Genomic DNA, 12,043 nt, shown 5'->3' with positions numbered 1-12,043 from the left:
AACATGTTCATTAACTGATACGCCCTCTTCGCGAGCAGGCTCGCTCCCACAATGGACGCTGTGTTCACCGCAGCAGCGCCGGGGTTTTCGGGGCTTGGGTCTGCTCGGCTGTCGGCACGTCATCACCGGCACCGAGGCCGCCACCCAATGCCGTCACCAATTCGGCATGCGCACTCAAGCGCGCCGCCTGGACCTGCTGCTGCACTTGCTGCTGTTTGAACAGCAAGGTCTGCGCATTCAGCACATTGAGGTAATCGGTGAGGCCACGTTGGTAGGCGATCATCGCGATGTCGTAAGTCTTCTGCGCTGCGGCCACGGATTCGGCAGCGAATTCCTGCTGCTTGTCCATCGACTCGCGGCGGATCAACTGATCGGAAATGTTCTTCAGCGCGTTGATCAGGGTCTGGTTGTAGTGCGCCACAGCGATGTCATAGCCGGCCGCCGCTTCGCCCAATTCGCCACGCAGTCGACCGCCGTCGAAGATCGGCAACGAGATCGCCGGGCCGACGTTGTAGTTGAGTTTCTTGCCGGTCAGAAACTCCAGCGCGCCGCCGCCCGTGGCCATGTAGCCGAGGCTGCCGACCAGATCGACGTTGGGGTAGAAACCGCCGTGGGCGACATCGATGTCGCGCGCCTGCGCCGCCACTTGCCAGCGACTGGCGACCACGTCCGGACGCTGGCCGAGCAGTTCGGCGGGCAATGCCGAGGGCAACTTCAACGGTGCCGCGAGGGACAGCGTCGGCCGTTGCAGTTGCGCCGCCGCGCCCGGGCCTTTACCGGCCAGCGCAGCAATCTGGTTGCGGTTCAGGGCGATTTCCTCGTCCAGCGCATCGAGTTGGCGATGGGTTTCCGGCAACGGCGTTTCGGCCTGGCTGACTTCGAAGTGCGTGCCGATGCCACCGCTCAAACGCTTCTGCGCCAGATCGAGAATCTGCTGTTGCTGTTTGAGCATTGCGGCAACGATGTCGCGCTGGGCGTAATGCAGCGACAGCTCGATGTAGGCGCGGACGATGTTGTTCTGCAGTTCCAGTTGCGCCAGGCGCGCCTCGGCCACGCTCACATGGGCCAGATCCACTGCGCGTTCACTGGCATTGCGCTCGCGGCCCCAGAGGTCGAGGGCGTAACTGAAGCCGAGCGCGGCGTTGTTGTCCCATGTGGTGGTGTTGGCCAGATCGCCGGGGCCGTAGAACTGATCGGTCGGCCAGTTGTGGCGCTTGAGGGTCGACTCGCCATTGATCTGCAACGCCTCGGCCGCTTCGGCAACACCGGCCATAGCCTTGGCCTGACGCACCCGCGCAGCGGCCATGGCCATGCTCGGGCTGCCTTGCACGGCGAGGTCGATCCAGCGATCAAGTTGCGCGTCACCAAACGCCTGCCACCATTGGGCGCTGGGCCAGTGGGCGTCTTTGGCGGCCTCGGCAATGGCGGCGTCGGTGGCCAGTGAATCGGCCGCAAGCGTTTCGCCGTGAGGGGCAATGCCTTGAGTTGAGATGCAGCCGCCGAGAGCCAGGGTGAAAGCCAGAACACTGAGCGGCAAAAGCGCTCTGTTGATGCGACGCGGCACAGCTGCGAATTCCTGAGAGAGGGATAGATCGAGGACCGTGCAGGAGCTGCCGCAGGCTGCGATTTTTTGATCTTGCTTCCCTTAAAACAAAATCAAAAGACCGCGGCCTTCGGCAGCGCCTGCACAGGATCGGCGCAATTCTATGGAGCTGCCTCTGCGGCGATAAGCTGGGATTTCTGTGAATCTTTGTTACGGTTAACGAGATAATCCCTTGGTCGGGGGTCTCAGCCCCTGAAACTTCGTGTCACAATTTGCCATCTCCCTTGAGAGCACCCCATGGACACTTTGCAAAACATGCGCGCCTTCAGTTGTGTTGCCGAAGCGGGCAGCTTCACCGCCGCCGCCGTGCAACTGGACACCACTACCGCCAACGTCTCGCGCGCGGTCTCCAACCTGGAAGCCCACCTGCAAACCCGCCTGCTCAATCGCACGACCCGGCGCATCGCCCTGACCGAGGCCGGCAAACGCTACCTGCTGCGCTGCGAACAGATCCTCGCCTACGTCGAAGAAGCCGAAGCGGAAGCCAGCGACGCCCATGCACGCCCGGCCGGCCAGCTGAAAGTGCACACCATGACTGGCATCGGTCAGCACTTCGTCATCGACGCCATCGCCCGCTACCGCAAGACCCACCCCGACGTGACCTTCGACCTGACCCTGGCCAACCGCGTGCCGGACCTGCTCGACGAGGGCTACGACGTGTCCATCGTGCTGGCCAGCGAACTGCCCGATTCCGGCTTCGTCTCGCAACGCCTGGGCATCACCTACAGCATCGTCTGCGCCTCGCCGGCCTACGTGAAAGCCAACGGCGCCGCGCAGAAACCCAGCGACCTGCTCAACCACGCCTGCCTGCGCCTGGTCAGCCCGGTGATCCCCTTGGAAAAATGGGCCTTCGACGGCCCGGACGGCCAGGAAACGGTCACCATCAACAGCTCACCGTTCCTGGTGAACTCCGCCGACGCCATGAAAACCGCCATCACCAGCGGCATGGGCGTCGGCGTGCTACCGGTCTACGCCGCCATCGAAGGCCTGCGCAACGGCACCCTGGTGCGCGTGATGCCGAACTACCGCTCGCAGGAACTCAACCTCTACGCGATCTACCCGTCGCGGCAGTACCTGGATGCGAAGATCAAAACCTGGGTGGAATATTTGCGCGGATCGTTGCCGGAGATATTGGCGGCGCATCAGGCGGAACTGGTTGCGTATGAGTTGAGCGGGAGCCTGGCTGGCGCGCGCGTTGCGACCTGACTTTCAAAGACCCGGAGGGAGTTCCGCGCTCCGATGACGCGGAATTCCCAATGCAACGTCGTTGCGATAGCACTAATCGGCGATAAAGACAGAGTGTTACTTCTGTACGTGCTCAAGACCTTGAACGTCTCTGAACGCACCGTTTGCTCCCAGCTGGGGCTCTGTTGGATCGTTCTGTACCTTTAAATTGAACGTCGCATGGAATGTGCCTCGTTCCAAATCGAATGCAACTGTGACTTTTCCGCTTCCGTAAACAGCTGAGTAAGGAGTATATGTCTCCCCATCGTCATCCTTTTCAATCAGTACATAGATAATGTCGATACCGCCGTCTTTAACGTAATCATGTTCTTTGTTGTCAATTGACTCTGGAAAACTGATGCTCAACGACGCCGACCGTTTTTCGTCAAATTGTTGATTTGCACTAACTAGGACTTCCTTGCCATCAGTCAAGAATTTCAAAACAGTGCCATTGAACGGTGGAAGGCTGTCAATCAGCACGTTGGCCGAACCTGATACTGATTTTTTTGATTTCGAATGGAGCCGAATTTTATTTTGCATGACAAGTTCCCTCTCTATGGATCCGGTACACACAGGAAAATAGTGTGCAGACACAAGATTGCATGATTGAACTCTGATCGCACCTGACAGAAATGACAGTAAAACAAAATTTTTTGCTATAAGAAACTTACGATCTGGTTCTAGACAAAGTGCAGAAGGATGGAATTGGTAGCGTATCAATTGGCCGGAGCCCGCCCAGGACTCGACACATTCAAACTCGAGGTGTCAGATAAACCGCTATCGCCAGCAGGCTCACTTCCACAGAAAAGCAAAGCAGCGCAGCTGCCCGCGGCGAAGCCGCCCCACTCAACAATGAGCGCAAGCTCGAGTGCTTTTGATCTTGATCCACCGGCGACGTCGGAAGGCTGAGTGGAGGGATTGATCCGGGCGTGGGAGCGCAGCGACCGTCTGGCGCAGCCAGACACAGCGGAAGGAGGTGCAGCGAAGCAAACCGGAGCCGCTGCGCCCGGATCAGTCCCGGAGCGAAGGGACCCGAGCCTGCGAGGGCCGAACGTAGGAGCTAGCGTTTTTTGCTTACTTTTTTAGGCGCTTGTAAAAAAGTAAGTCGCCGTCAGGCGAAACCGCCAGCCGCCGCACCGAAACCTTCGGATATTCACACCAGACAAACCAAGGCATGGTCGGCCCAGAGGCCGCCAAGACAACCCGAGCGAGAAAATGTTAGCGTGCTTGCAATCAAGCCCCGACGAGCCCAAGCCCAATGAAAAAAACAGTCCTGGCCTTCAGCCGCATCACCCCGCCCATGATCGAACGCCTGCAAGAAGAATTCGACGTCATCGTCCCCAACCCCAAGACCGGTGACATCAACGCCCAGTTCAACGAAGCCCTGCCCCACGCCCACGGCCTCATCGGCGTCGGCCGCAAACTCGGCCGCGCACAACTGGAAAGCGCAACCAGACTCGAAGTGGTCTCGAGCGTCTCGGTCGGCTACGACAACTACGAACTCGACTACTTCAACGAACGCGGGATCATGCTCACCAACACCCCCGACGTGCTCACCGAAAGCACCGCCGACCTCGCCTTCGCCCTGATCATGAGCAGCGCCCGCCGCGTCGCCGAACTCGACGCCTGGACCAAGGCCGGCCAATGGCAAGCCAGCGTCGGCGCCCCGCTGTTCGGCACTGATGTACACGGCAAGACCCTCGGCATCGTCGGCATGGGCAACATTGGCGCCGCCGTCGCCCGACGCGGGCGCTTCGGCTTCAACATGCCGATCATCTACAGCGGCAACAGCCGCAAGACCGAACTGGAAGAGGAACTCGGCGCACAGTTCCGCAGCCTCGATGAGCTGCTGGCCGAAGCCGATTTCGTCTGCCTGGTGGTGCCACTCAGCGCCAAGACCCGCCACCTGATCAGCCATCGGGAGCTGGCGCTGATGAAGCCGGGTGCGATCCTGGTCAACATCTCGCGCGGCCCGGTGGTCGACGAACCGGCACTGATCGAAGCCCTGCAAAACAACCGCATCCGTGGCGCCGGGCTGGACGTCTATGAAAAAGAACCGCTGGCCGAATCGCCGCTGTTCCAATTGAAGAACGCCGTGACCCTGCCGCACATCGGCTCGGCCACCACCGAGACCCGCGAAGCCATGGCCAATCGCGCCCTGGCCAACCTGCGCAGCGCCCTCCTCGGCGAACGGCCGCAGGATCTGGTCAACCCGCAAGTCTGGCGCGGCTGAAAAAAAAGGCCAGCGCAACATTGCGCTGGCCCTCACCTTACATAACTTGCAACCGAACAAGAACGCCAGACCCAGTAACCGCCATATAAGCTCTCGCAAATTATCAACTCATTGATTATTTGCGATGGAGAGCTGATCCCGTGAACACCCTGACCACCGACAAACTCATTCGTTACAGCAAAGTCATCTTGATGGCTTATATAAGTTTCTTTGGCTTGCTGGTGATGATTCATAACTTCACCGACTACGAGTCCAACTACACTTACGTTGCACATATCCTGAGCATGGACACCACCAACGCCAGTGAAAACATCATGTACCGGGCGATCGATTCGCCGATGATCCATCACCGGATCTACTGGTTCATCATCACTATGGAAGTCACCTATACCGTGCTTTGCCTGATCGGTACTTACCAGTTGTATCGCTACATCGATGCATCGCCAGCGGCATTCCATGAAGCCAAGAAGTTTTCGATCATGGGCATATTGGTCGCCATTTTCATCTACTACGTATGCCTGCAAACGGTCGGCGTCGAGTGGTTCGACATGGACACTTCGCAATCCTGGAATGCCAAGGACTGGGCGCGACATATTGTCGACTTCATCTTCCCGGTAATGATCTACATCACTTTGAAAGTTGAGCGCTGAGTATCAGCGCTCGCTTTATCAAGCCAACTTCCCTTGACCCGCAGACAACAGCACTTTCGGTTTACGAAACACCAGCACGTTGCCCAGCATCACCAACACCAGCCCGACCAGCGCCGGTGCGGTCCATTGATAACCTTCGGCAAACGCCGACACGTTCAACGCCACCACCGGGAACAGCACCGTGCAATAAGCCGCTCGCTCCGGGCCCATGCGCCCGACCAGCGTCAGGTACGCAGTGAAGCCGATCACCGAGCCGGGAATCACCAGATACAACAGCGCACCGACATATCGCGGCGACCAGTCCATGGTGAAGGGGATGCCTTTGAACAGACACCACACCGTCAGCATCGCCGCGCCGTAAGCCATGCCCCAGGCGTTGGTGGTCAGCGGTCGCAATCCCGCTTTCTGTTGCAGACTCGAGAGCATATTGCCGGCGGAAAAACACAAGGTGCCGCATAACGCCAATCCAAGGCCGAGCAGGGTTTGCGGACTGGCCTGATGCCCGGCCAGTTCTGGCCAGAACAACAGCCCCAGACCCGACAGCCCCAGCGCACCGCCCATCAGTACATTGCGCGCAATGCGCTGGCCGAAAAACACCCGCGCATTCAGCGCGTTCCACAACGTTGCCGTAGAAAACACCACCGCCACCAGACCGCTGGGTATCCACTGGCTGGCCGTCAGAAAGCACATGAAGTTCACACAGAACAGACAGAGCCCTTGCGCCACACAGATCAAGTGGCCCCGGCGGTTCATCGGTTGCAGGCGTCGACTGAGCAGCAACAACGCAAACAGCACCAACGCGGCGAGGCCGAAGCGATAGACAATCGACACCGGGATTTCGACCACGCCCAATTGCCATTTCAAGGCAATCCAGGTGGTGCCCCAGATCAGCACGGTCAGCAGGTACAACGACAGGTTCATGGCAAACACTCCTTAAACAGGCCTTGAGTGTCTGCCTCGGGCAGCCTTCGACGCTTGCACAATCTTGCGCTTTTGTCTGGCGGCAGGCTGGCAGGGCGGCGTCTACGGAGTAGGATGCAAGGCGTTGGAGAGAACCGAACATGGCCGCGATCGATACCCTGCAAGTCTTTCAAGCCCTCAACCGCTCGCCGAATGCACGCCTTGTGCACAGCGCCGAGCTCGGTGACGGCATGTCTGCGGCCTTGTGGACCAACCACCACGATGCCCAGGAATACGAAGCGCCAAGTCATCACACGCTGTCGTGCTACGTCGCCGGCGGCACCGGCACATTCCGTCGTGGCCAGCCGGGCCGCAAAGGCGGGCCGGACAAGCTGTGCATCCTGCCGGCCGATCATGAATCGGGCTGGGTGATCAATGGCGATATCCGTCTGGCGCACCTGTATTTCAGCGCCGAACAATTCGCCCTCGGTTGCGTCACGTTGCTCGATCGCGAACCGCGCGAGATGCAATTACGCGAGCAGACTTTTCTCGAAGATCCGCAGCAGGCGCAGCGCTTCCGGCAATTGCTGAATCTGAACTGGCAAGAGCCGGCCGAGCGCTTGCTGACCAGCAGCCTCGCCCATGAATTGATCAGCCACACCTTGCTCAGCCAGGTCGGTGCGCGTCAGGGCCTGCGCCTCAAGGGCGGGCTGGCGCCGCACCAGCGCCGACAACTGGTGGAGTTCATCGACGATCAGTTGAGCGAAGCCATCAGCCTCGGGCAACTGGCCGGGCTGTGTGCACTATCGGAATATCACTTTGCGCGGATGTTTCGCCTGAGCTTCGGCCTGCCGCCACATCAATATGTGCTGGCGCGGCGCTTGAGCCGGGCGCGGGAATTGTTGCGCGGGACGACGTTGCCCTTGGGCGAGATTGCGCTGGCGTGCGGGTTTGCCAGTGCGAGCCATTTTACTAATCGGTTCAGGCAGGTTTTGGGCGGGACGCCGGGCGAGTATCGGCAGGCGTTTTTGCGGTAACCCCATTCCCCTCACCCCAGCCCTCTCCCAGAGGGAGAGGGGGCCGACCGAGGTGTCTTGCGGTGTACATCGACCTGAAAAATCGCATCGATTATGGATTCCAAGCATTACTTTCAGGTCGGTGTATCTCTCGAATATCCCACGGTCAGTCCCCTCTCCCTCCGGGAGAGGGCTAGGGTGAGGGGCTTTTGATCTTGCCTCAAAACTCCAGAGTGCTGGAAAGCGAAACCTGCCGCGAATCCCCCATCGACACAAAGAAGCGGCTCGCCGACGAGGTGTAATAGGTGCGATCAAACAGGTTCTTCACGTTCAACTGAAACTTGACCTTCTGCCCGTCAACCGTCGTGTCGTAAGTGGCAAACGCATCCGCCACGGTGTAGCTCGGCAGATCGAAATCATTCACCGCGTTGCCGGCACGCTCACCGACGTACCGCGCGCCCGCCCCGACACGCAACTGATCGCCGCCAAACACATTGCCGAAGTCATACACCGCCGACAGCGAGCCGGAATTCTTAGCTACGTTTTGCAGGCGCTTGCCTTTGTATTCCGGGTCTTCGGTGACTTCGGCATCGGTGTAGGCATAGCTGCCGATCAGGTTCCAGTGCTCGCTGAGCTGCCCGCTCAGGTCAACTTCCAACCCGCGTGAACGCACCTCGCCTGCCGCACTGTAAATCGTTGTCGGGCCTTCGGAATTGGCCACCAGTACGTTGCGTTTCTTGATGTCGAACAACGCGATATTGCCGGTGATGCTGCCGGGCATATCCAGCCGCGCACCCAGCTCCCACGACTTGGCTTCCTCCGGCGCGATGCTACCGTCGAGCACGGTACTGCTGCCGCTCAGCGGGGCGATGGTCGAGTTGGGTTTGAACGATTCGGTGTAGCTGCCGTAGAACGACAGCGCGTCGGTGTAGCGATACACCAGCCCTGCGCGCGGTACCCACTTCTGCCCATTGCTGTCGGTGTTGGCCTTGAACGGCACGCCTTTGCCAGCGTACTGGTCGTACTCCTGAAAACGTCCGCCAGCGACGAGAATCCACTGCTCGTTGAGGTGAATCGAATCCTGCAGGAACAGCGAATCGCTGCGCAGCTTATCGGTCTGCGCACTGTCGGGCGCACTCACCGTAGTGCCCATCACTTCGCGACCATAGACCGGGTTGAGATAGCTGAACGTGCTCAGGCTTTTCTGCCGGATCAGATCCTCGCGGTAGATCTTGCGGTATTCATCATCAACGCCGAACACCAAGTCATGCTGCATGCCCAGCACATTCACTTTGCCTTCGAGGCTGGCGGTGGTGAAACGATCGGTGCTGATCGCGTTTTGCGTGCCGTCCATGCTGCGCGTCAGTGTGCCTTTGTTGGTGTCGATCGCTGTCACGCGCACCTGGCTGGCGTCGTAGGTTTCACGGTTCCAGCTGTAGCCGAAGTGGGCTTTCCAGTCGTCGTTGAGTTCATGGTCGGCTTCGAAGTGGTAGAGGTCCGAGCGCCCTTCCATGTCGTTGAACGGCTCGTCGAGACGCTGTTTGCGCGAGATATCCAGCGGATGGTTGGTGCGCGGATCGATCAAGGTGCCACGGTCGAACGGGGTGAGAAATTCGCGGTGCTCGTAGGCGAACAGCAGCTTGGTGCGCTCGCCGTACCAGGCCAGCGACGGTGCGATCAGCGTCTCGCGATGGGTGCCGAAGTTGCGCCAGTAATCTTCGTCTTCATGATCGACGACCATGCGATAGGCGAAGCCGGAATCGCCCAGCGCCCCGGTGCTGTCGAAGGCGCCGCCGCTGCCATTCTTGCCGTCACCGTAGGTCGACCCGCGCACGGTCACGGCGTTGTACTGGGTCAGTTCCGGCTTCTTGCTGACCAGGTTGACCACACCACCCGGATCCTGAATCCCGTAGAGCAACGAGGCCGGGCCCTTGAGCACTTCGACGCGATCCACGGTCGCGTTCATGCCACGGCCCTGCACCAGCGGCATGCCGTCGCGCATGATCGAGCCGTTGCGGTTGTCGCCGAAGCCGCGAGTCATCACCGAATCCTGCGTACTGCCCAAGGTGTTGCCCTGCGTGATGCCGCTGACATTGGCCAGCGCGTCGTCGAGATTGCGCGGCGCCTGATCGCGAATGACCTGCGCCGGGATGACATTGACCGTCTGCGGAATTTCTTGCAGCGACGCCGATGAGCGCATCACCGAACTGGTTTCCGGTGGCTGATAACTCATCGATTCGTCGCGCGTGGACGTGATGGTGGTGGCGCCGAGATTGAGCGCGCCTGCGGTCGGCATCGGCTCCAGCGCCAACGTGTGACTGTCGGTGCGGCGAAAGCTCAGGCCGGAGTTGCCGAGCAGGCGTTGCAGGGCCTGTTCGGCGCTCATCTGGCCGTTGACTGCCGGAGCATTGAGGCCGTACGGCGCTTCGTCGGTGTAGACCACGCTCTGCCCGGTCACACGGCTGAAGTCGCTCAGGGCCTGCGGCAACGGTTTGGCGGCGAGGGCAAAATTGAATTGCTGTTGCGCCTGATTGCTCACCGCTTCTGTCGCCAGCGCGATACTCATCGGCAGCAATGCCAACGCGGAAAAACTCAACGCCGACATGCCCAACCACTGTTTGACCGAACCGGATTTTGCCCTGGACTTCATTGCTCAATGACCTGTGTAGAACCGCAACGGATGCGAATGGCTCGCAGTTTCAGTCACTACACGGATGGGGCTCGGGGTTACCTCACCTTTAATTTGAAAATATTTTGCGGGGGGATTTGTTGCCTGGGCTGACGCCTTCGCGAGCAGGCTCGCTCCCACCTTTGGAATGCGTTCCCTGTGGGAGCGAGCCTGCTCGCGAAGAGGCCGGCAGCCTCAGCGCAGAATAATCAGCTGCCCCAACACCCGATGCTGCTCAAACCCCAACACCCCCTGCAACGAATTGAGCACCGCCTGCGGGTCCTTGCTCGGAAAGCTGCCGCTGACCTTGCGCGCCGCCAGCTCATCGTTGAGCAGCACAATCCGCCCCGGGTAATAGCGGCGCAGATCCTCGACGACATCGGCCAGCGTGGTCTTGTAGTAGGTCAGCCAACCCTGACGCCAGGCCAGTTGCGCTTCACTGTCCACGGCATGCAGTTTTTCCGCAGTGCCGTCGGCATAAGCAACTTGCTGGCCGGCCGTGAGAATCTGTTGTTGGCCATGCTCATCCGCCGTCACTGCGACACGTCCGGACAATACCGTCACTTGCGCGCCGTGGAGTTGCCGGCGCACTTCGAACTGGGTGCCGAGCACCCGCGCTTCGCCCTGCTCCGCCGCCACCACAAACGGATCGCCGGTGTGAGTGACGCTGAAGAAAGCAGCGCCTCTGATCAATTTCACGCGGCGCTGGCCATGACTGAAATCCACAACAATCGCGCTGTCGGCATCCAGCGTCACTTGCGACTGATCGGCCAGTGTCACCGTGCGAATTTCCCCTGGTGCCGAGACATGATCAGCGCGCAGATCGTCGAACCAGCGCTGCGCCTGCCACCCCGTGCCGAGGCTGACCATCAACAGCAGACACGCGGCCAGCGCCAGCGCGCCCGACCAACGCAACATCGGCGAGCGACGCGGGGCGTCCATCGCCTGCAGATAACCTTGCAGCGCGAGCGCATCTTCATCGGCCAGCGTGCGCGCGGGGCTTTCGCTGAGTTCCCAGATCACCTGCGCCTGCGCATACGCTTGGGCATGGGCCGGATCGGCGCGCAGCCATTGGCTGAAGGTCAGCTGATCGCCAGTGCTCGGGCGGTCGTGCAACAGGCTCAGCCAGGCCAGCGCGGCCTGTTCCTGGGCCGGTGTCGGCGTGATCGGGTTTGATGGCTTCACGGTGCTTTCCCTGGCAGGCGTGGCGCGGGGTCGCGCAGGCTGGCCTTGCAGGCCTCGAGGGCGCGCATCATATGTTTTTCCACGGCACTTTGGGACAGGCCCATGGCCTTGGCGATCTCGGCGTACTTGCGCCCGTGAATGCGATTGAGCAGAAAGATCTGCCGGGTACGCTCGGGCAAGGCGCGCAATGCCGCCTCGACATGGCGCAGATCGTTGCCCGCTTCCAGCGCAGCCTGAGGCTCACTGCCATGGCTGTCGGGTTCGTCCGGCTGCCAGCCTTCGTTGACCCGCGTGCGCGTGCCTTCGCTGCGCAAATGATCGATGGCGATATTGCCGGCGCAGCGCAGCAGATAAGTGCTGAGCTCTTCGACCTGGACCAGCGGCCGCCGCCAGAAGCGCAAAAACAGATCCTGGACCAGATCCGCCGCGGTCGCCCGACAACCGACGCGCCGATTCACCAGCGCCTCCATTTGCGCACGCTGGGACAGAAACACCTGAAGAAAATGCGCACGCGCGCCACGCGCTTCATCGTCACGCGATTCCGGCGGCAGACCGATCAGCACT

General features: G+C 60.3%; 10 protein-coding genes. 4 read left to right on the top strand and 6 right to left on the bottom strand.

What is annotated here, in order from left to right; all coding sequences use genetic code 11:
* Positions 1 to 64: 64 nt before the first annotated feature.
* Positions 65 to 1,564: an efflux transporter outer membrane subunit gene (locus tag D8U70_RS03335; protein WP_130928290.1), complete on the bottom strand. Its 1,500-nt coding sequence runs from the start codon at positions 1,562 to 1,564 to the stop codon at positions 65 to 67.
* Positions 1,565 to 1,840: 276 nt separating this feature from the next.
* Here D8U70_RS03335 and D8U70_RS03330 point away from each other — a divergent pair, with 276 nt between their 5' ends.
* Complete coding sequence (locus D8U70_RS03330) at positions 1,841 to 2,809, top strand: LysR family transcriptional regulator (protein ID WP_024011667.1); 969 nt, start codon at positions 1,841 to 1,843, stop codon at positions 2,807 to 2,809.
* Between the two features lie 96 nt (positions 2,810 to 2,905).
* On the opposite strand, the gene D8U70_RS03325 is transcribed toward D8U70_RS03330, so the two are convergent.
* The gene (locus tag D8U70_RS03325) at positions 2,906 to 3,367 is read right to left on the bottom strand and encodes a hypothetical protein (protein ID WP_073473692.1); all 462 of its coding nucleotides are present in this window, start codon (positions 3,365 to 3,367) and stop codon (positions 2,906 to 2,908) included.
* Positions 3,368 to 4,085: 718 nt separating this feature from the next.
* Here D8U70_RS03325 and D8U70_RS03320 point away from each other — a divergent pair.
* On the top strand, positions 4,086 to 5,060 hold the full coding sequence (locus D8U70_RS03320; protein ID WP_130928289.1) for a D-glycerate dehydrogenase: 975 nt from the start codon (positions 4,086 to 4,088) through the stop codon (positions 5,058 to 5,060).
* A 140-nt stretch (positions 5,061 to 5,200) separates the two neighbouring features.
* Positions 5,201 to 5,710: a DUF2165 domain-containing protein gene (locus tag D8U70_RS03315; protein ID WP_073473697.1), complete on the top strand. Its 510-nt coding sequence runs from the start codon at positions 5,201 to 5,203 to the stop codon at positions 5,708 to 5,710.
* 18 nt (positions 5,711 to 5,728) lie between these two features.
* Here the strand turns inward: D8U70_RS03315 and D8U70_RS03310 are convergent, their stop codons facing one another.
* Entirely contained in the window at positions 5,729 to 6,631 is a 903-nt protein-coding gene (locus tag D8U70_RS03310) for a DMT family transporter (protein ID WP_073473699.1), read from the bottom strand.
* A gap of 140 nt (positions 6,632 to 6,771) precedes the next feature.
* Here D8U70_RS03310 and D8U70_RS03305 point away from each other — a divergent pair, with 140 nt between their 5' ends.
* On the top strand, positions 6,772 to 7,647 hold the full coding sequence (locus D8U70_RS03305) for an AraC family transcriptional regulator (RefSeq protein WP_130928288.1): 876 nt from the start codon (positions 6,772 to 6,774) through the stop codon (positions 7,645 to 7,647).
* A gap of 199 nt (positions 7,648 to 7,846) precedes the next feature.
* On the opposite strand, the gene D8U70_RS03300 is transcribed toward D8U70_RS03305, so the two are convergent.
* The 3 genes from D8U70_RS03300 to D8U70_RS03290 form a co-directional block, all read right to left on the bottom strand.
* Positions 7,847 to 10,276: a TonB-dependent receptor gene (locus D8U70_RS03300; protein ID WP_130928287.1), complete on the bottom strand. Its 2,430-nt coding sequence runs from the start codon at positions 10,274 to 10,276 to the stop codon at positions 7,847 to 7,849.
* Positions 10,277 to 10,489: 213 nt separating this feature from the next.
* A complete protein-coding gene (locus tag D8U70_RS03295; RefSeq protein WP_130928286.1) occupies positions 10,490 to 11,479 on the bottom strand; it encodes a FecR family protein in 990 nt (329 codons plus the stop codon).
* A complete protein-coding gene (locus D8U70_RS03290) occupies positions 11,476 to 12,042 on the bottom strand; it encodes an RNA polymerase sigma factor (RefSeq protein ID WP_016771621.1) in 567 nt (188 codons plus the stop codon). Before D8U70_RS03290 ends, D8U70_RS03295 begins: the two co-directional genes overlap by 4 nt.
* Between the last annotated feature and the right edge of the window lies 1 nt (position 12,043).

The organism is Pseudomonas sp. Sample_20 (assembly GCF_004307585.1).
Lineage (GTDB): Bacteria > Pseudomonadota > Gammaproteobacteria > Pseudomonadales > Pseudomonadaceae > Aquipseudomonas > Aquipseudomonas atacamensis.
The sequence above is the reverse complement of the archived record's forward strand: the minus strand, read 5'-3'. Positions and strand labels throughout refer to the sequence as shown.